Source organism: Streptomyces sp. NPDC005866 (genome assembly GCF_040629895.1).
Classification (GTDB): domain Bacteria; phylum Actinomycetota; class Actinomycetes; order Streptomycetales; family Streptomycetaceae; genus Streptomyces.
Window position 1 is genome coordinate 33835 of the sequence record NZ_JBEXWP010000006.1, and the last position, 19800, is coordinate 53634.

18 protein-coding genes, 1 other RNA gene and 2 pseudogenes are annotated in these 19800 nt (G+C 70.4%); 10 read left to right on the plus strand and 11 right to left on the minus strand.

Translation table 11 applies throughout. From position 1 onward, the window contains the following. Positions 1-7: 7 nt before the first annotated feature. The 4 genes from ABZ396_RS10930 to ABZ396_RS10945 form a co-directional block, all read right to left on the minus strand. The gene (locus ABZ396_RS10930) at positions 8-862 is read right to left on the minus strand and encodes an ABC transporter permease subunit (protein WP_358916385.1); all 855 of its coding nucleotides are present in this window, start codon (positions 860-862) and stop codon (positions 8-10) included. After that, positions 859-1809, minus strand: coding sequence for an ABC transporter permease (locus tag ABZ396_RS10935; RefSeq protein WP_358916387.1), 951 nt, complete (start codon positions 1807-1809; stop codon positions 859-861). Before ABZ396_RS10935 ends, ABZ396_RS10930 begins: the two co-directional genes overlap by 4 nt. Beyond that, a complete protein-coding gene (locus ABZ396_RS10940; protein WP_358916389.1) occupies positions 1806-3392 on the minus strand; it encodes an ABC transporter substrate-binding protein in 1587 nt (528 codons plus the stop codon). Before ABZ396_RS10940 ends, ABZ396_RS10935 begins: the two co-directional genes overlap by 4 nt. 171 nt (positions 3393-3563) lie before the next feature. Then, positions 3564-3791: a ferredoxin gene (locus tag ABZ396_RS10945; RefSeq protein WP_358916481.1), complete on the minus strand. Its 228-nt coding sequence runs from the start codon at positions 3789-3791 to the stop codon at positions 3564-3566. An 803-nt stretch (positions 3792-4594) separates the two neighbouring features. On the opposite strand from ABZ396_RS10945, the gene ABZ396_RS10950 reads away from it, so the two are divergent. From ABZ396_RS10950 to ABZ396_RS10985, 8 genes are all read left to right on the plus strand, one after another. Next, positions 4595-4897, plus strand: coding sequence for a hypothetical protein (locus ABZ396_RS10950; RefSeq protein ID WP_358916391.1), 303 nt, complete (start codon positions 4595-4597; stop codon positions 4895-4897). A gap of 63 nt (positions 4898-4960) precedes the next feature. Then, positions 4961-5275, plus strand: coding sequence for a metalloregulator ArsR/SmtB family transcription factor (locus ABZ396_RS10955; RefSeq protein ID WP_358916392.1), 315 nt, complete (start codon positions 4961-4963; stop codon positions 5273-5275). A gap of 921 nt (positions 5276-6196) precedes the next feature. After that, complete coding sequence (locus ABZ396_RS10960; RefSeq protein ID WP_358916394.1) at positions 6197-7156, plus strand: adenylyl-sulfate kinase; 960 nt, start codon at positions 6197-6199, stop codon at positions 7154-7156. Positions 7157-7239: 83 nt separating this feature from the next. After that, positions 7240-7632 carry an SCO5389 family protein gene (locus ABZ396_RS10965; RefSeq protein ID WP_358916396.1) on the plus strand — a complete coding sequence of 131 codons (393 nt, stop codon included), beginning with the start codon at positions 7240-7242 and terminating at the stop codon, positions 7630-7632. Between the two features lie 144 nt (positions 7633-7776). Further along, positions 7777-8241, plus strand: a complete 465-nt coding sequence (locus ABZ396_RS10970) for a transcriptional repressor (protein WP_358916398.1) — start codon at positions 7777-7779, stop codon at positions 8239-8241. 174 nt (positions 8242-8415) lie between these two features. Then, a complete protein-coding gene (locus tag ABZ396_RS10975; RefSeq protein WP_358916400.1) occupies positions 8416-9360 on the plus strand; it encodes a zinc ABC transporter substrate-binding protein in 945 nt (314 codons plus the stop codon). 11 nt (positions 9361-9371) lie between these two features. After that, on the plus strand, positions 9372-10253 hold the full coding sequence (locus tag ABZ396_RS10980; RefSeq protein WP_358916402.1) for an ATP-binding cassette domain-containing protein: 882 nt from the start codon (positions 9372-9374) through the stop codon (positions 10251-10253). Next, entirely contained in the window at positions 10250-11131 is an 882-nt protein-coding gene (locus ABZ396_RS10985; RefSeq protein ID WP_358916404.1) for a metal ABC transporter permease, read from the plus strand. Before ABZ396_RS10980 ends, ABZ396_RS10985 begins: the two co-directional genes overlap by 4 nt. Before the next feature lie 393 nt (positions 11132-11524). Here ABZ396_RS10985 and ABZ396_RS10990 read toward each other — a convergent pair. The 6 genes and pseudogenes from ABZ396_RS10990 to ABZ396_RS11015 form a co-directional block, all read right to left on the minus strand. After that, positions 11525-12525, minus strand: a pseudogene (locus ABZ396_RS10990) (Dyp-type peroxidase); the annotation flags it as partial. 490 nt (positions 12526-13015) lie between these two features. Then, positions 13016-13418: RNase P RNA component class A (gene rnpB, locus ABZ396_RS10995), an RNA gene on the minus strand. A gap of 115 nt (positions 13419-13533) precedes the next feature. Continuing rightward, a pseudogene (locus ABZ396_RS11000) lies at positions 13534-14316 on the minus strand (DMT family transporter); the annotation flags it as partial. 19 nt (positions 14317-14335) lie between these two features. Further along, a complete protein-coding gene (locus ABZ396_RS11005; RefSeq protein WP_358916406.1) occupies positions 14336-15103 on the minus strand; it encodes an AraC family transcriptional regulator in 768 nt (255 codons plus the stop codon). Between the two features lie 97 nt (positions 15104-15200). Next, positions 15201-15341, minus strand: a complete 141-nt coding sequence (locus ABZ396_RS11010) for a hypothetical protein (RefSeq protein ID WP_358916408.1) — start codon at positions 15339-15341, stop codon at positions 15201-15203. A gap of 57 nt (positions 15342-15398) precedes the next feature. Then, entirely contained in the window at positions 15399-16835 is a 1437-nt protein-coding gene (locus tag ABZ396_RS11015; RefSeq protein ID WP_358916410.1) for an RNB domain-containing ribonuclease, read from the minus strand. A gap of 89 nt (positions 16836-16924) precedes the next feature. Between ABZ396_RS11015 and yaaA the strand changes: the two genes are divergently transcribed. Together yaaA and ABZ396_RS11025 are read left to right on the plus strand one after the other, a co-directional pair. Then, positions 16925-17713 carry a peroxide stress protein YaaA gene (yaaA, locus tag ABZ396_RS11020; RefSeq protein ID WP_358916412.1) on the plus strand — a complete coding sequence of 263 codons (789 nt, stop codon included), beginning with the start codon at positions 16925-16927 and terminating at the stop codon, positions 17711-17713. A gap of 169 nt (positions 17714-17882) precedes the next feature. Next, positions 17883-18539, plus strand: a complete 657-nt coding sequence (locus ABZ396_RS11025) for a bifunctional 4-hydroxy-2-oxoglutarate aldolase/2-dehydro-3-deoxy-phosphogluconate aldolase (protein ID WP_358916414.1) — start codon at positions 17883-17885, stop codon at positions 18537-18539. Here the strand turns inward: ABZ396_RS11025 and ABZ396_RS11030 are convergent. Further along, positions 18511-19800 carry a bifunctional RNase H/acid phosphatase gene (locus ABZ396_RS11030; RefSeq protein ID WP_358916416.1) on the minus strand — a complete coding sequence of 430 codons (1290 nt, stop codon included), beginning with the start codon at positions 19798-19800 and terminating at the stop codon, positions 18511-18513. The genes ABZ396_RS11025 and ABZ396_RS11030 overlap by 29 nt on opposite strands.

The following is a 19800-nucleotide window of genomic DNA, read 5'->3' on the forward strand; positions in this document are numbered from 1 at the left end:
GAACCACTCACCCCGCGCCCCTTCCCACCACATCGGCCAGACGTCCTGCGAACAGACCGACCCACACGGACAGCAGCACGAGCAGCAGGGCCGGAACCAGGAACGGGGCGACGGCCAGAGACGCCCCTGGAGCGTTCTCGCTCACCATGCGCCCCCAGTTGGGCGCCGCCCCGCCCCTGCCCAGGCCGAGGAACCCCGCGGTGGCGGTGAGATGCAGCGAGGCGACCAGCCGCAGGGCCGTGTCCATGAGCGCAGGCCCGGCGAGGTTGGGCAGCACGTCGTGGCGCAGTACGGCCCACCTACTGTCACCGCGGGCGACGGAGACCTCCACGTATCCACTGCTCAGGACGGTCTTCGCCGCGGCGCGCAGGACTCTGGTGGAGAAGGGCGTGGTGGCCAGGGCGACCGCCACCACGACTGCCGTGTCGCTCCCGGGGAAACCCGCGGCAAGCACGAGGACAAGAAGGAGGGCCGGCAGCACGGCCAGCGCGTCGACGACCCGGACCACGAAGTCGCCGAGCCGACGGGACACCATGGCTGCCAGCACACCGGCGAGCACCCCGAAGACACCGGCGACAGTGGTCGCGGCCGTCGCGATGAGCACGATCGCCCGGCCCCCGCCCAGCACCCGGCTCGCCACGTCCCTGCCCAGCACGTCGGTGCCCAGGAGGAAATCCCCGCCCGGCTGCTGGAAGGGCGCTCCCAACTGCGCGGTCGGGCTGTGCGGCGCGGCCAGCGGGCCCAACAGCGCGAGCAGGACGATGAGCAGCGCCCCCGCCCCGGTGACAACAGGCGGCCGGTGCCGCGCCGCACCGGGGCCGGCCGGGCGCGGCCGCGGCCCTCGCGTCATGACGGTCGTCATCCGTCGTACCTTCCTCGCACATCGAGCAGACGCGCGCAGATGTCGCCCAGCAGGAGGACCACCAGCATCACGGCCACCAGAGCTGTGGCGATCCCCTGCACCATCGGAACATCCCTCGCGGCCACGGCCAGTTGCAGTTCCCGGCCGATCCCCGGGTAGTCGAAGACGCTCTCCACGACCACGGCGGAGCCGACCAGCGCCCCGGTGGTGAGGGTGAGCGCCTGCACGGCCGGCCCCGCGGCGTTGGGAAGGATGTGGCGCACCGCCAGCCGCACTCCCCGTACACCGTTCAGCCGGGCCGATTCGCAGTACGGCGTGGCCGCCACATCGGCGACGGAGACGCGAAGAAGCCTGGTGGCCACGGCCAGACCGACGGCACTGAGCGTCAGGACCGGAAGGACCAGTGCGCGTGGCGCGTCGAGCGGCGTACCGCCCAGCGGGATGAGGGAGACCGGCGGCAGGAGGTGGAGCCAGACCGCCAGTACCGCGATCAGCAGCGACGCGAGTACGAACTCGGGTGTCCCTGCGATAATTTGCGCCGACGCCGAGACCCAGCGGTCGGCGGCGCCGCCGCGCAGCCCGGTCCACAGCCCCAGCACCGCGGCGAGCGGCGCGGTGACCGCGAGGGTCAGTCCCGCCAGCAGCAGGCTGTTGGGCAGCCGCGTGGCGAGAACGTCCGTGACCGGCCGATGTCCGACGAAGCCCGTCCCCAGGTCCCCCCTGACGGCCCTGGCCGCCCATGCGCCGTAGCGCTCGGCGGCGGGCCGGTCCAGACCGAGTTCGGCATGGACCTGAGCGCGTTGGGCCTCAGAGGCGTCCACACCGGCGACCGCGCTGACGGCGTCTCCCGGCAGTACCGCCGTGGCCGCGAAGATCGCGGCCGACAACAGCACCAGCAGGACGGCCGCGCCGGCGAGGCGTCGGCAGACGAAGACGAGCCAGCTCACGCCAAGGACGCCCGGGAGAAGCCCGGGAACTGTTCGAAGAGGTCGTCCCGAATTCCGCTGACCCCCTTGGCCTGGGCATTCAGGTTCGGCTTGAAGACGGGCAGCACCTGGTTCCCCTCCTCCCAGCGCCTGCGCTGTGCCTGCCCGCCCAGTTCCCTGGCCTTCGCCTCGTCGCTCTGGGCACGAGCCTTCGCCACGAGAGCATCCACCTCGGGCTGCTTCCAGCCGAAGGCGGACGGCGAGCCGCCCGCCGTGCCCATCTGATAGGTCGACAGCGCGGGAATCGGCATCTGGTACGAGGCAGCCAGCGGCAAACCGCTGTACGTGGCGAAGTCGGCGAAGAGCTGTCCAGCGGGCAGCTCACGGATCGACGCCTGGACACCCACCTTCTTCAGGTCCTCGACGAAGAGGGTTGCCGTCTCCACCATCCCCGGCGTCTCAGGGCCTGTGGTCAACACGATCTTCATCCCGTCGGCACCCGCCGCCTTGAGCAGCTTCCGGGCCTTGGCCGGGTCGTAGGCACGCTGGGGCAGGCTCTTCGCGTAGTCGGGGAAGCCGATGGAGGGCAGGTCGTTGCCGACCTCGGCGTCTCCGTAGAACACCGTCTTCACCATCGCCTCACGATTGGCCGCGAGCTTGAACGCCTCACGCACCCGGGGGTCGTCGAACGGCTTGGCGCCCATGTTCATCTGGAAGGACAGCCCCACCAGGTACGGACTCTTCGTGGGGACGAGCTGGATCTTCGCGTTTTCCGCGAGGGTGCGTGCGGTGACGAGTGAGAGGTCGTGGGCGAAGTCGATCTCGCCGCTCGTGAGCGCCCCGGCGCGGGCCGTCGAGTCCGCGATCGAGCGCAGCTCCAGGCCGTCGAGGTAAGGCACGTGGTCGTAGTGCTCGTCGTAGCGCGTGAACACCGAACCCTGACCGGGCGTGAACTCACTGAGCCTGAAGGGACCGCAGCTGGGCATGCCCTTGCTGAAGGTCTTGGTGCCGTCCTTGACGACCAGGAAGTTGCCCTGACACAGGATCATGCGGCCGTCCGCGATCGGCCGGAGCGTGGGCAGCACGACCTTGAGGTCGCCGTCCGCCCTGGCGCGGGAAAGATCGAAGTTCGCGGCGGCGAGCCGGTACACGGGCAGCATGCTCTTGCTCGCGAGGGCGGAGAGCGAATGCAGGATGTCAGCGGAGGTCAGCTTCGAGCCGTCGGTGAAGCGGACACCGGGCCGGACGCGCAGGGTGTACGTCGACAGGTCCTTGGATATGTCGATGCCCTTGAGTACGCCGTAGCTCACCCCGTCGGGTTGGCTGGGGTCGAGGTTTCCGAGGGTGCCGTGCCACGCCCGGGCGCGCACCAGGTCAAGCGCCGAGGGGCCATTGAAGAAGTCGAGCGTCTCGGAGGCGCCGCCTCCGACGAACGCAGCCCGGAGCGTTCCTCCCGTGCGGGGGGAGGAGTTGGACGTCGCCTTCGGGCCGGCGGCGCGATCGTCGGTCGAGCACGCCGCCAGCAGGCCGGGCCCCACCGCCAAGGCCAGGGCTCCTGTGGCGCCGCGGCGGAGGAAGGCGCGGCGATCGAACTGTCTGGACATGCTTCTCCTTGACGATCTGCTGATCTACGAATTGAGCACGAGCAAGGTGGTGGACACCCCTCGCACGCGGGGCAGAGGGTCGGCACGGCGCACGGATGAGACGGACCGGTCGAGCCGTAAGGCGAACTCAGGTTGCTTGGCGGTCCGGCTCTCGCCTGAGGCCCTACCAGGTCAACTCACCGCACCCGCGCGCAGCGTGATGGCACCGGAAGGGCACGCCCACACGGCGTCGCGTACCGCAGGGAGCTCCGAGTCGGGCGGCGTCTCATCCAGAACAAGCACCAGACCGTCCTCGACACCCTGGTCGAAGACGGCCGGCGCGGCGAGCACACACTGCCCGGCCCCCACACAGAGATGCCGCTCCACGATGACCCGCTCGGCCCCGAACGCCTGACTCATCCCGCTCACTCAGACCACTCCCCCTGCCGCCTCCGGTGGCGGCTACGTCGCGGCAACATTAATTGGTAATGATAGTCATATTCAATACCTTGACCTGGATCTCACCGCGACGGGAGGGCAGGCTGCTGCGCAGGAAGGAGCGTCGACTCCAACTCCATGCACCTTCGTCCCAAGCGGGTGGCGTTCCTCCTGGCCGTCGATGACGAGAGGGCCGTGGACCGGTCTCCACCACCACGCTCCACGCCGAGCCAAGCCCAAAGCGTGCCGGATATCGCATTCGCACCGACCACAGGGCCGATATGGGGTCACGGTGAGCGGCTGACCGGTCGCACTCCCGGACAGGAAGAAGGGCCGCTCGGAGCAGACATCAGCCGGCCGCGAGAACGTCGACCGCGCTACCCTCAGCCCGTTGACCGTCTGAGCCTCACGCGACTGCTACCCACGGGTGACCAGGCGAGGACATGGGGACCGGTTCACCATGTGGGCGAAGCACACCCGCTTGGCGAGGTGGCGCTCGCGACAGACGGGACGGACGGGAGTTCCAGTCGCGGTTGCAGGAGCAAGGGTCCGCCCGCAACAGACACCGCCCCCTTGCATGGCCGCCCGAACGCGGCTCCGACAACCGTTCGGCGTAATCACTTCCGACCACGACGACCATCAAGCACCGATGCGTGGGTACATCGCAGCCGGGCACGACGGCCGACGTGACACACATGCATGCATTGCTATATATTGATGGCGTCACGCGTCACAGGGGGGTACCCACCCCTCAACCGACCCAAGAACATGACTAGGAGCGCGAGATGAGCACCGCCACCGAGCACCGCACACACGAGGACCACACGCACACCCACGGCGAGGGCTGCGGACACGTCGCCGTCCCGCACGGCGACCACACCGACTTCGCGCACGACGGCCACCTCCACCGCGCCCACGGGGACCACGTCGACGAGTGCGTGAACGCCGACCACTCCGCCCACGAGGGGCACGACCACCAGCACGGCGAGGGCTGCGGGCACGTGGCCGTGCCGCACGAGGACCACGTCGACTACGTGCACGACGGCCACCGTCACGCGGCACACGAGGAGCACTGGGACGACCACTGAGCCCGCCTCGCCCAGTCGCCCGAGCATGGAGCGACAATCATTGCCACATGCTAACGTCCGCATATGGCAATGATTCCCCCGGCGGCCCCTGCGGACGAGCCGATACGCGCCCTGCAGGCGGCCAGTGACCTGCTGAAGGCACTGGCCTCCCCAGTGCGCCTCGGCATCGTGCGCGAACTGGCCGAGGGCGAGAAGTACGTCCACGAACTGGTCGCCACCCTCGGAGTGAGCCAACCGCTGGTCTCCCAGCACCTCCGGGTCCTGCGCACCTCTCGCATCGTGACCGCACACCGGCAGGCCCGGGAGATCCGGTACGGCCTCACCGACGACCACGTCGCCCACATCGTGCTGGACGCCATCCGGCACGCACAGGAGTAGCCCGGCAGCGTCGGGCCCTCTTGTCGGGGTCCATTTTCCTCCAGAGACCCTTCCCATTCCGCTGCAGGACCGGGCAGCGGAGAACCGTGAGAAGGACGCGAACCCCCAGCAACCCCGGGCAAGGAGATCGTCGCGTCGAGCGACCACGACTTCGCTCGCTTCGACAACGGTCCTGCGAAGTCTGCCCGAGAAGGGGTTGCGGACTGCCTTGTTCGACCGCTGGGTCACGGACTCCCCCGTGGCACCCCACCGGTACCGTGCCGGGAGATCGGCACGACATCAACACACGCGGTTCGAGTGCGTCAGCAAGAGCCGGACCGCTGGTCCAACCTCGACCTGTCCGACGTCATCAAACTGCATCGGACCTTCTTCACCGACACCGCACACCGCACACCGCACACCGCGACGATCGCGCGCGCAGCCGGTCGGGCCAGTGTGCCGTCATCCGGCATCCCGGCCCGCAGCCAGGCGCCGACCACCGCGACGTCGACCTCGGTGACGAGCGGTCCGAGCCACAGACGCCCCCCGACAGGCCCGCGGGCCACCGCACACAGCCGCACAACGTGCGCCGCACTCCACGGTCGCGGGGCAACGCGGAACCCTCCCCGGGCAACCGGTGGAGACCATGACCCCGTGGCCACAGTCCCGAACGGCACGACGCAGGCCGTCCATAGCCTGATCGGCCGTAGGAGTACACGACGAGTGGGCGACCAGCAGGAAGGGTCCGCCCCGGCGCCCGCCTGCAACGCCACCCATACCCAGGTGCCGACGCCGCGACCGGACGCCGCCTGGTGCGGCGACCCGTGGAGCGACCCAACTGGCGCTTTCACCCGGCCAGTTGGCCATGCGGCAATTTGACAGCCTGTCGTCCGCACACCAGCCTGTGCTCATGACATCCATTTCCAACAGGGGCGAATAGCGATGCGCGTTGCCTTCGTCGGCAAGGGCGGCAGCGGCAAGACGACGCTGGCCTCCCTCTTCTCCCGCCACCTGGCGCACTCGGGCGCGCCGGTCGTCGCCATCGACGGTGACATCAACCAGCACCTGGCCTACGCCCTCGGCCTCGACGAGGACGAGGTGTTCGCCGCGCCCCCGCTCAGCGTGCGGACCGGTGAGATCAAGGACTACCTGCGGGGTACGAACCCGCGGATCGCGTCCCGCGACGCCATGGTGAAGACGACCCCGCCCGGACGCGGCTCCCAGCTGCTGCGCCTGCTGGGCGACGACGAGATCCACGCCCGTCACGTCCAGGAGGTCGCTGGGGTACGGCTGATGGTCACGGGCTCGTTCGACGAGCGTGATCTCGGAGTGGCCTGCTACCACTCGAAGCTGGGGGCGGTGGAGCTCTACCTCAACCACCTGGTGGACGGTCCTGGCGAGTACGTCGTCGTCGACATGACCGCGGGCGCCGACGCCTTCGCCTCCGGCCTGTTCACCCGCTTCGACATGACGTTCCTGGTCGTCGAACCGACCCGCAAGAGCGTCTCCGTCTACCGCCAGTACCGCGACCACGCCGCCGAGTTCGGCATTCCGGTCGCCGTGGTCGGCAACAAGGTCACCGGCGAGGACGACCTGCTCTTCCTCAAGGAGCACGTCGGCGACGACCTGCTCGCCCACTGCGAGCAGTCCCCCTACGTGCGCGCCCAGGAGCAGGGCCGCGGCCACGGCGACCTGGAGCCGCACAACACCCGCACCCTGGACCGGCTGCGCGCGGCCGTGGACGCCCGCACCAAGGACTGGACGGCGTTCCAGCAGCACGCCGTCGACTTCCACCTGCGCAACGCCACAGCCTGGGCCAACCAGGCCACGGGCCAGGACCTGGCCGCCCAGGTCGACCCCGGCTTCCGGCACGGCCCCGCGGCACTGGCGGCCCTCGCCTGACCGCCGGCGGCACTGCTGGAAGTACTGCTCGAAGATTGAAGAAGCACCTCAACCGCCAGAACCACAGAACAGGACAGCCCCTCATGTCGCTCGACGTCTCCCCGCAGTTGCTCGCCGAAGCCGAGAACGGCGAAGTGCGGGAGGAGGACTTCGTGGAAACGGTCCGCACGTCCCTGCCGTACGCCTACGACCTCATCGCCGGCCTGGCAGGCGAACTCCGTTCCGGAACGGCCGAGTTCGCGGACAACCAGACCCCGCCGCCGTCCGAGAGGGAACGCGGCCAGCTGCTGCGCGCACTGTCCAGCGACGCCATCCGCGGGAGCCTGGAACGGCACTTCGGGGTGGCCCTGGCGTTCCAGAACTGCCACCGGGTGGCCGCCTTCCAACCCGAGGCCCGTGGCGGAGAGACGTACGCCCGTTTCACCTCCTTGCGCGCCCAGATCCTCAACCAGTCACCGGAGTTCCGCGACTGCTGAGCCGGGCACGTCACGAACGGGGCGTCGCCGCCGCCTCCGCTCACCGGGCGGCGGCGCCGACCCCGCACCCCTACATAGCCATGGAAACCATGTTCAATTAGCCTGGACGGCGGATCGTTTCCAGTGTCCCGGGAGGCAAGCGTCATGCAGGACTCATGGGCCGTGGAGTCGCTGCCGGCCTGGCGCTCGACCTGGCAGCGGAGCGCCGTACTGCGCGCCCTGCATGGCCGCCCCGACTTCACCTCCGCGCGAGAGTTGCATGCGGCGCTGGCGGCGGACGACACCGCGGTCGGGCTGACCACGGTCTACCGGACCCTGCGGACCCTGGAGCGGACGGGCCTCGTCGACGTCGTACGGGACAAGTCCGGAGAACGGCTCTACCGCCCCCGCCCCACCGACGGACACCGTCACTACCTCGTGTGTCGTCGCTGCGGCCTGAGCCGGGCCGTGGAGGCCGACGCCGTCGAACGCTGGGCGGACGCCGTTGCCGCCGTCACCGGATTCGCCGAGGTCGAGCACACCGTGGAGCTCACGGGGGTCTGCGACCGCTGCCAGCCAGAACCGGACCGGGAGGCGTCACACCCGGAACCGAACAGGTCACATACGTAGCGGGTCATGTCGCATCCGTAGCGAGCACGTCAAGCCTTGGCAACGATTTTCATATCGATCAGATTAAGCCATGGTCGTGACATTCATTTCCATCTAGCGTAGGAATGGCTGGCTTCGACCGGCTGACCCACACGCTTGCGAAGACTCCCGCTCCAACCCCGTCGTGGAGGACCCATGCCCTCGTCCCCGTCTCGCCGCTACCTGGCGCTGATCACCGGCGCCTCCCTGGCCCTGCTGGCAGGCTGCGGCAGCTCGTCGGACTCCAAAAGCGAAGGGAGCTCCGCGTCGGACTCGGCCTCTTCCGCCAAGTCCAAGATCGCGGTGGTCGCGTCTACGAACGTCTGGGGCGATGTCGTCGAGCAGATAGGCGGCGACCACGTCGACGTCACCTCGATCATCAGCGACCCCGCCCAGGACCCGCACTCCTACGAGGCCGACACCCAGAACCAGTTGACCCTGTCCAAGGCGAAGGTCGTCATCGAGAACGGCGGCGGCTACGACGACTTCATCGACCGCATGCTGAAGAGCAGCAACTCCTCCGCCGAAGTGATCAACGCCGTCAAGGTCTCCGGCAGGACCGCTCCCAAGGGCGGCGACCTCAACGAGCACGTCTGGTACGACTTCCCCACCGTCGCCAAGATCGCCGACAGCATCTCCACCGCCCTGGGCAAGGCCGATCCCAACGACGCCGCCGTCTTCACCAAGAACGCCGAGACCTTCAAGTCGAAGCTCACTCCGCTGGAGTCGAAGGAAGCGCAGATCAAGAAGGAGCACAGCGGCGCGGGCATCGGCATCACCGAGCCGGTACCGCTGTACATGACCGAGGCGAGCGGTCTGGTCAACAAGACACCCGAGGAGTTCAGCAAGGCCATCGAGGAAGGCAGCGACGTCTCCCCGAAGGCCCTGCAGGAGACCCTGGCCCTGTACAGCGGCAAGCAGGTCAAGGCGCTGGTCTACAACGCGCAGACCTCCGGCCCGCAGACGGTGAAGGTCGAGAGCGCGGCCAAGGCGGCCGGTGTTCCCACCGTCCCCGTGACCGAGACCCTGCCCAAGGGCAAGGACTACCTCGGCTGGATGACGTCGAACGTCGACGCGCTCGCGAGCGCGCTGGCCAAGTGAGGCGAGCGGCCATGGCCCCGATACCCCAGGCCCGTCGAAACGAGATCGAGACGAGCGACAGCGGTACCGCGCCGGTGCTCAGCCTGCGCTCGGCCGCCGTGTCCTACGGCGAGCGTGTGGTGTGGCAGGGCCTCGATCTCGACGTACGGCCCGGGGAGTTCCTGGCCGTGCTCGGCCCGAACGGGTCGGGCAAGACCAGCCTCGTCCGGGCCCTGCTGGGCCGGCAGCCACTGTCCGCCGGAACGCTGACGGTCCTCGGCCGCTCCGCGCACAAGGGCGGCCGGCACATCGGGTACGTCCCGCAGCAGGCGGCCCTGTCCGCGTACGCGATGCTGCGCGCCCGCGACCTCGTGCGGTTCGGGATCGACGGGCACCGTTTCGGGCCGAGGCTGCGCACGGGCGCGGTCCGCCGCCGGGTGGACGAGATCCTGGAGGCGGTCGGGGCCTCGGCGTACGCCGACGTCCCGCTCGGCCTGCTGTCCGGCGGCGAACGGCAGCGCGTACGGATCGGACAGGCCCTGGCGACCGATCCGCGCATCCTGCTGTGCGACGAGCCGCTGCTCTCCCTCGACCTGAACCACCAGCGGGCCGTCACCGAACTGGTGGACGCCAGGCGCCGTTCCCACGGCACGGCGGTGGTCTTCGTCACCCACGAGATCAACCCGATCCTCGCTCTGGTGGACCGGGTGCTGTACCTGGCGCGGGGCGGCTACCGGATCGGGACACCGGAGGAGGTGCTGACCTCCGAGTCGCTGTCGCAGCTGTACGGCACCCAGGTCGACGTCGTCCGCGTGCACGGCCGGGTCGTGGTCGTCGGAGCACCCGACGAGGTCGCCGCACCGCCTCACCACCCCGCTCACGAAGCACACGAGTCCGACGGAGTCCGCTCATGACACTCGCCGACTCGATCTGGCACCAGATCTTCGCCTTCGACAACTACGGCGAACTCCTCGCCCTGGTCCGCAACTCCCTCATCGCCGGCGCCGCGCTCGGCCTGGTCGGCGGCCTGGCCGGGGTCTTCGTCATCATGCGCGACCTGCCCTTCGCGGTGCACGGCATCAGCGAACTGTCCTTCGCGGGCGCCTCCGCGGCGCTGCTGATGGAGGTCAACATCGTCGCGGGCTCGATCGTCGGCTCGCTCGTCGCGGCCGGCGCGATCGGCGTCCTCGGAGCGCGCGCCCGGGACCGCAACTCGGCCATCGGCATCCTCATGCCGTTCGGCCTGGGACTCGGCGTGCTCTTCCTCGCCCTCTACAAGGGCCGGGCGGCCAACAAGTTCGGCCTGCTCACCGGGCAGATCGTCGCCGTCGACACCCCCCAGATGACCTGGCTGCTCGGCACCTCCGCCCTCGTCCTGGTCGTCCTGACGCTCATCTGGCGCCCGCTGGCCTTCGCCAGCGCCGACCCGGACGTCGCCGAGGCCCGCGGGGTGCCGGTGCGGTCACTGTCCTTCGCCTTCATGCTCGTGCTCGGCCTCACGGTCGCCCTGTCGGTACAGGTCGTCGGCGCCCTGCTGGTCCTCACCCTCGTCGTCACGCCCGCCGCGGCCGCCGCCCGCGTCACCGCGTCGCCGATCCTGCTCCCCCTGCTCAGCGTGGCCTTCGCCGTGGTCTCGATCGAGGGCGGCATCCTGCTCGCCCTGGGCAGCAGCATCCCCATCAGCCCCTACGTCACCACCATCTCGTTCACCATCTACGTCATCTGCCGACTGGCAGGCAGCTATCGCACCCGACGGTGGGGGGTCAGGAGGCCAACACCACAACCGGCATGAACCTTCACCTCGCCGCCCGCTCAGGCCCTCAACCAGTCACCCGAGTTCGCGGCTGGTGGCACCGTGAGGCGTCTTGGTCTGGGCACTGGCGCGATCGTAACTCTGGCCTTCCTGCCGGGCGGGGCCCGGCGGCTGCACAGCTGATCAACGAGCCCCTCGTCGACTACATCCCGCCCACCGGCGGCGGCTACTTCTTTGCCCTACCCGGCGTGCACGACGGCAAGGACCGGTTCGGCCGCGGACTGTTCACCATGTGAGCGGCCCGCCGCTGCATGCCAGGTGCCCGCGCATCTTCGATGCCCCGGGCTCGGACCAAGATCTTTCGCTGGGACGCGACCCAATCAGCCCTCTCCGGCGCGGCCGAAGAGCGGCATGTGCTGCATGCCGTGCATGTCATGCCTCCAGCAGGGACTGGCCGACGTATTCGCCCGGTGCGTCGCCGCCGGAGACGGCGAAGACGGCGCTGGACTCGTGGCGGATGAAGCGGGTGAGGTGATCGGCTCCGTCGAGTTTCGTCTGCACCTTGACGAAGCCGGCGGGGTCGGCCTGCCAGGCGATGAACAGCAGTCCCGCATCCCGGCTGCCCGTCGGGGCCGTAGCCGTCGTCGTACGAGAAGCCGCGGCGCAGCATGGCGGCCTGGTCGTTGGACTCGGGTGCGGCAACGCGGATCTGGGCGTCGGCGGGGATGGCGAGAGAGCCGTGGGAGGTGAACTTGTTCAGGTCCATGGGGTCGTCTCCGGCACGTCCGCGGGGGCCGACAAGGGGGCTCCGGTGTCCTTGCGGCGGCCGATGATTCGGCGCGGGTGAGGTCGGCCCAGTGGTCGAGGCGCATGCGGATGCGGCGTACGACGGCGTAGGAACCGCCGTTCATCCGCGCCTGGCCGCTGTGGCCGTCCGGGACGAAGACCTTGGCGGCGAAGTCCTTGTCGGTGGGCTGGGGGTTGCCGGTGCCGTCGAGCTGGCCCATCAGGTTGCGGACGGTCCTCGAGTGGGCGGTGGCGCCCTGACTGCGGTTGAAGCCGCTCATCTGCCAGCGGACCGCGGCTGCCCCGGCCGCCTCCCGCTGCAGGACGTGCAGGGCGTGGAAGGCGACGAGGGGGTCGTCGGCGCCGACCCGGATCCACAGGTCGCCGTCGCTGCACTTCGGGTCAATCGCGTTGGACGGGAAGCCGGGGACGGGCACCAGCGCGGCCGGGGCCCGGTGGGCGAGGCCCGTCCTGGTGAAGAAGGCGGGTCCGAAGCCGAAGGTGACGGTCAGCCCGCAGGGGCCGGCGTCCAGGGCGATCTGGTCGTCGTGGGTGGCGGGCGGGCGACCCTGGGTCATCGCCTCGGCCGCCGCCGACCAGCGGCGCAGCAGCGCGGCTGCCTCCTTGCGGCCGGGACCGTTGGCGACACCTTGCAGCCGCGGTTACGGCGAGCCCCTCCGCCGTGACACGGCACGTACGCTAGCGGTTGTCATCGGCCGGGGAATCCCGCGACTGCGACGAGATCGGCGCCGACGGCCACCGCCGCACAGGGGTTCAGTCCGGCGCGTCCCGCGACACCCGACAGGGCGCCATTGGCAGCTGCCTCGACACGCCGCGAGCAATGTCACCGATCCCGGAACAGGTGCGGCTCGCTGGACGACGAGCCATCGGTGCTCAGGTTCAGCCAGAGGGGGCCGCCAGAAGGACACCTCGTACATGTACTTCCGAGTGCATCAGCATCCGAGATGTCTGCTACAGGGCGGCACTGGACCACTTTTGACACCCGGAATGCCCGAATATGCAGCATGGGCGGCAGACAGAAACGACGATACCTGTAGCGCAGATTCGACCCGGATTCGACCCCAAGGGTTTGTTCAGTCATTAAACATGGCTCTGACCTGCGGAAATACAGAGCGGCAGACGAGTCAGGCTGTACGCCGGGTTCTGTTCCCCGGTCCCTCGCGGGAGCCGGGGCGACGGCCATCCATCTAGGGCCGGTGTTGCCACCGGCCTCGTGCGGTCTACCCGTGGACTCGGGCGGGCAGCCCTCGAACGTCCACGCAGGGCGCCTTTTAAGCGCCCCTCTTGACCTTGCTCCGGGTGGGGTTTACCTAGCTGCCCAGGTCGCCCTGGGCACTGGTGGTCTCTTACACCACCGTTTCACCCTTACCCGGCGCCGAAGCGCCGGGCGGTTTGCTTTCTGTGGCACTGTCCCGCGGGTCACCCCGGGTGGCCGTTAGCCACCACCCTGCCGTGTGGAGCCCGGACGTTCCTCGGGAAGCCCCCTAGGGGGACTCCACGCGGCCGTCCGCCCGGCTCGTCTGCCGTGTCTTCCATGTTACCGGGCGTGCCGACCTCTTCGGTGCCGAGGCCGTCGCCAGCACCGACCCCGCCAGGATCAGCCCGAAGGACACCGCGATGCCGAGCGTGAAGCGCTCGTCCAGGAACAGTGCTCCCGCCGCCACCGCCACCGCCGGATTGACGTATGTGATCACCGTCGAGCGCGTCGGGCCTATCTCCTTGATCAGTTCCAGGAAGGCCACGAACGCCACCGCCGTGCACAGGACCCCCAGGGCCAGGAGGCAGAGCAGGACATTTGTCGAGGGCATCGAGGTGGGCCAGGTGGCCGCCGCCGCGGGGGCGTAGACCAGGGCCGTCAGCGTCAGGCACGGGGCTATCAACTGCAGCGTCGGGACGTCCCGCAGGCGGCGGGCCGCTATCAGGGGCGCCGTCGCATAGCCGATCACCGTCAGCAGGACCTCGCCGAGGGAGCGGGCGTCGCCGCCGGTCAGGTGGGGGACCGTGAGGACGCCCACGCCGGCCAGGCCGATCAGGAGGCCCGCCACCCGTCGCACCCCCAGGCGCTCCAGCTCCCCGCCGAAGTACCTCGCCGCCACCACGCCCACGATCGGTACGCCCGCTATCAGCAAGCCCGCCGTCGAGCTGGACAGGTGGCGTTCCGCGTCGGTCAGGGTGAACCACGGGCCCATGATCTCTATGCACGCGAAGGCCAGCATCAGGCGCCAGTGGGTGCGGAGCACCCCCAACAGGTGACCCTGGCGGATCGCCAGCGGTAGCAGCAGTAGCGCGCCCACGCCGCAGCGGGCGAAGACCACCGTCGACGGGGACACCTCGTCCACCGCCACCTTGATCATCAGATAGGGGATGCCCCAGATCACTCCCATGAGGGAGAACAGGAACCAGCCGCGTGCAGTCATGCACGGAGCATCCGCCGCATCACCGTGCCGCGTCTTGAACGCTGTTGCGGTACGCCGCCGGCGTCACCCCCAGCACCCTGCGGAACCAGCGGGTGAGGTGCGCCTGGTCCGCGAAGCCCACCAGCGTCGCCACCTCCGCCGGGCGCAGGCCCGAGTCCAGGAGGGCGCGGGCCTGGGTCACCCGGTACTGGGCCAGCCAGGCGTACGGCGGGACACCCATCGTCGTACGGAAGGCCCTGAGGAGCTGGTAGCGGGAGAGGCCCAGGTCGGCCGCCAGAGCGGAGAGTGAGGGTGGAGCGGTGAGTTCGTCGGCCAGTCGGTCTCGGACCAGGAGGGATATTCCGTGTGCCCCGGGGACGTGGTCCGTCGCCGGGCGGGCGGTCGAGTGGCGGCGGGACAGGGCCGTCAGCAGCCAGGGGAGGCGGGACTCGGCTTCCAGGGGGTCCGGGCACGTAGCCAGGTCGGTGTGGGTCTGACGGAAGGCCGCGGCCAGCTCCGGGTCGTCCACTACCGGGTCGCGGAAGTGCGGTGTGCCGCCGGTCAGGGTGCCGTCGGCCAGCAGGGACGGGTCGGCGTACAGGGCGCGGTAGGCGTAGCCGTCGGTGGCCGTGGCCGGGCCGCCCGTATGCATCTCGCCGGGGGCCAGGACGACGATGGAACCGGGGCCGGTGCGGATGTGGCCGCCCCGGTAGGCGATCACCTCGGAGCCGCCCACGCACACCCCGATCGTGAACTCGGCGTGCGCGTGTGGCGCGTACACATGCTTGTCGAACCGAGCCGTCAGCATGTCGAGCGACGGGCCGCAGCGGCCCAGTCTCGCCCTTGTCCACCGTGCTTGTTCTGCCACCTTCGGCACCCCCCTGTGCGCTAAGGGTGCAACGCCTTCAGGCGCCGGTTCCATGCCCCATCCGCTCCAGCGCGTCGAACGCCGCCCCCATCCGCTCCCGATGGTCCTCGACGATCTCCGCGAACGGGTCGCCCACGAGTTGGCGCCGCACGGAGGTGACAGCGGGAGGTGCCCCCATCCGGGACTACACCCTCCGGCACGCCGTCGTCCTCGCCCGGATCCGGCGGCTGACCGCTCAAGCGGGCGCGAACCGCACTTTCGCCGTCCCCGGATCGGCCTGGGTCAGCCGCACCCGCAGCCGCTCGCCCAGCGGAAGACGCTCGCCGTCCTCGATCCGGCCTATGACGGCGGGCTGCTGCAACTGCACCCGCCCCACGGTCGGTTGACGCTCCTCGACCTCCACCACGTACCCGTCGAAGACCTCCCCGACCCGGTCCTTGAGCAGGGCCGCCTCCACGATGTCGACGCACTCCCGCTCCACCGTGCCCGCGCGCCGCGAGCCCTCGGCCATCGTCCTGGGGAGCGTGTCCAGCGCCTTCAGTACCCAGTCGGGCGGGTTCTCGCCGGCCGCCGCCGCCAGGCAGAGTTCCGAGGCGTAGCGGTCGGCCAGGCGGCGCAGGGGCGCGGTGCAGTGGGCGTAGGGGGCGGCCACGGCCGCGTGGGTGGTGATCGCGGGCAGCTCGCCGTCCCGGAAGACGGTGTAGCCGGCGCCGCGCAGGAGCGTGGTGCACTCCTGGAGGAAGGCCGCGTGCCGGGGGCGGCGGGGGTTCAGGGAACGGATCAGCTCCGCGTACGAGACATGGTGCGGCCAGTCGATGTGCAGGGCGGTGGCGGTACGGCGCAGCCGCGCGACCGCGCCGTCGGGGGCGACCGGGAGGGTACGCAGCACGCCGGTGCCGTGGGCCAGCATCAGATCGGCGGCGGCCATGCCGGTGAGCAGGGAGATCTGGGCGTTCCAGGCCTCGGCGGGCAGCGGGGCGCGGTAGCTGAGCTGGTAGGTGTGGTCGTTCTCGACGATCTCCTGCTCCGGCACGTTGAGGGAGATACCGCCGCGCTCCACCTCCAGCCGCTCGCGTGCCTCGCCGATCTCCTTGAGCAGCGCCACCGGTTCCTCGGCGGTCCCGTCGTCGATGCGCTGCTGCACGCCCGCGTAGTCCAGCTTGGCCCGGCTGCGGACGAGGGCCCGGCGGACGTCGGCGGTCAGCATCCGGCCGTCTTCGTCCAGGTCGATGGTCCACAGGACGGCCGGGCAGGTCTGGCCGGGGAGCAGGCTGGCCGCGCCCTCGCTCAGCACGGCGGGGTGCAGCGGGACCCGCTCGTCCGGGAAGTAGAGCGTCGTCACGCGGTGGTGTGCCTCGGAGTCCAGGTCGCCGCCGGGCACGACGAAGGCGGCGACGTCGGCGATGGCGTACCGGACGCGGTGGCCGCCGTCGCGCCGGGAGAGGTGCATCGCCTGGTCGAGGTCGTTGGCGGTGGGCGGGTCGACCGTGAAGAAGGGGATGTCGGTCGCGTCGTGAGCGGGCACGGCCGGGTACCTGGCGGCACCCTCGGCCTCCGCGAGCACCTCGGGCCGGAAGCTCTCCGGGACGCCGAGATCGGCCCGGAGCGCGGCGAGCGCGGCCCGCAGGGGGGCCTCAGGGGCGCCCTTGACGCGGATGTGGCGGCTGGGCATACGACGAGCGTAGTCACATCGCGCTGGTCCGGCGCTTTACGCTGGCGCGAAGCGTTGATGACGAAGGTTGATGTCGAACAGGAGTACGTGTGCTGGTCCTGCTGCCGCCCTCGGAAGGCAAGGCGTCCTCGGGCCGCGCTGCCCCGCTGAAGCCGGAGTCGCTGTCCTTGCCGGGGCTCGCGGACGCGCGCGAGGCCGTGCTCGCCGAGCTGGTCGACCTGTGCGCCGGCGATGAGGAGAAGGCGAGCGAGGTCCTCGGGCTGAGCGAGGGGCTGCGCGGCGAGGTCGCCAAGAACGCGGCACTGCGGACGGCGGGCGCACGACCGGCTGGGGAGATCTACACGGGGGTGCTGTACGACGCCCTCGGTCTGGCCACCCTGGACGCTGCCGCGAAGAGGCGGGCCGCGCGGTCGCTGCTGGTCTTCTCGGGACTGTGGGGCGCGGTCCGGGTGACGGACCGGATCCCGTCGTACCGCTGCTCGATGGGGGTGAGGCTGCCGGGGCTCGGGGCGCTGGGGACGCACTGGCGGAAGCCGATGGCGGAGGTGCTGCCGGAGGCGGCCGGGGCGGGGCTGGTGCTGGATCTCCGGTCGGCGGCGTACGCGGCCGCGTGGAAGCCGAAGGGGGATGTGGCCTCGCGGACGGCGACCGTGCGGGTGCTGCATGCGCCGACGCGGAAGGTGGTGAGCCACTTCAACAAGGCGACGAAGGGGCGGATCGTACGGAGTCTTCTCACCGCCGGGATCGCGCCGGGCACGCCGGGTGAGCTGGTGGAGGCGTTGCGGGACCTGGGGTACGAGGTGGAGGCCACGGCGCCGGGGAAGGCGGGGCAGGGGTGGGCGCTGGATGTGTTGGTTACGGAGGTTCACCAGGGTTAGAGGGTCTGACGCCGGGTCTAGCGTCCGGGATCTAGCCTCGGGGTCTCGCGTCGGGGCGTAACGCTGGTTCGGGTCACTTACCGCAGTTGGCCCCTCTCACCGTCGCCACACCCTCTCGCATTGCAACATGCGCAACGCCCTTTGCGCAGCATGCATCACCCCCGGCAGGATGTCGGCCATGCCCACCTCCGTGCTGGACCTCGCCCCCGTCGTCCCCGTCGTCGTGATCGAGGACGCCGGCGATGCCGTGCCGCTCGCGCGTGCGCTGGTGGCCGGGGGGCTGCCCGCGATCGAGGTGACCCTGCGGACCCCGGCCGCGCTCGACGCGATCAGGACGATCGCCGATGCGGTGCCGGACGCGGTGGTCGGAGCGGGGACCGTGCTCACACCCGGGCAGGTCACGGAGTGCGTGGCGGCCGGGGCGCGGTTTCTGGTGAGTCCGGGGTGGACGGAGGGGCTGCTGGGGGCGATGGTCGCGTCCGGGGTGCCGTTCCTGCCGGGCGTGTCGACCGCCTCGGAGGTGGTGGCGCTGCTCGAACGCGGGGTGCGGGAGATGAAGTTCTTCCCGGCGCAGGCCGCCGGGGGCACGGCGTATCTGAAGTCGCTCGCCGGTCCCCTCCCCCAGGCCCGCTTCTGCCCGACGGGAGGGATCGGCGCGGACAACGCCCCGGAGTACCTCGCCCTGCCCAACGTAAGCTGCGTGGGCGGTACTTGGATGCTCCCGGCGGACGCCGTGGCCGCCCGGGACTGGGCCCGCGTCGAGTCGCTGGCGCGGGCCGCGGCCGGGCTCGGGGGCCTCAGGGACGCAAGTGGGACGTGTCGTTGAAGAGCCGTACGCTCGCGTTGCCGTCCGCGTAGTACGCCACCGCCGACAGGGAGGCCGCCGACAGTTCCATGCGGAACAGGGACTCCGCGGGGGCGCCCAGGGCGAGCCGCACGAACGTCTTGATGGGCGTGACGTGGGTGACCAGGAGGACCGTGCGGCCCGCGTAGGCCGCGACCAGCTCGTCCCGGGTGGCCGCGATGCGCGTCGCGGTCTCGGCGAAGCTCTCGCCGCCGCCGGTGGGGTGGGCCTCCGGGTCGGCGAGCCAGGCGTTCAGGTCGTCCGGGTAGCGCTCGCGGACCTCGCCGAAGGTGAGACCCTCCCAGGCGCCGAAGTCCGTCTCCTTGAGCCCCTCCTCGATCGTGACGTCGAGGCCGAGGGGGGCAGCCACGGCCGCCGCCGTCTGCCGGGTGCGGGTGAGCGGGGAGGCGAGGATCACGTCGATCGTGCCGCGCCGGGCGAGGGCCTCGGCGGCACGCCGCGCCTGCCCCTGGCCGATGTCGGAGAGGGCGGGGTCGGTGCCTCCGCTGCCGGAGAAGCGCTTCTGGGGGGTCAGGGGGGTCTCGCCGTGGCGGAGCAGGACGAAGGTGGCCGGAGTGCCCATGTCGGGGGCCGAGCTCCAGCCGGGGCTCGACACGGTGTGCGCGGCGCGGACGTCTGCGCCCGCTGCCTCGGTAGTGGTCACAGTGCCGGCCGGTGGGGGCTCATCCCGCCCACGCGGCGGAGCCGCGTATGTCTCAGCCCCGGGCCCCTTACGGGGCGCTCTGGCCGCTGTCGGTGGCTTCGCCGCACCCGGCCGCTCAGCCCGCGCATCCAGCTCCGCCGTGGACGCCGAAGCCGACCATCGCTCGCCGCGGGCGCCCGCGTCCATCGCCTCGTTCGCCAGGCGGTCGGCGTGCTTGTTCTGCTCCCGCGGGATCCACTCGTACGTCACCCGCTCCGCCGGAAACAGCCGTGCCGCCTCCATCGCCAGCGGCTTGATGTCGGGGTGCTTGATCTTCCAGCGGCCGGACATCTGCTCGATGACCAGCTTGGAGTCCATGCGGACGTGGACGACGGCGTCCGGGTCCAGGTCGTGCGCCGCGCGCAGGCCCGCGAGGAGGCCGCGGTACTCGGCGACGTTGTTGGAGGCGACGCCGAGGTACTCGGCCACCTCCGTCAGCGTCTCGCCCGTCGCCGCGTCGATGACCACCGCGCCGTAGCCGGCGGGGCCCGGGTTGCCCCGGGAGCCGCCGTCCGCCTCGACGATGAACTCCCTTGCCAC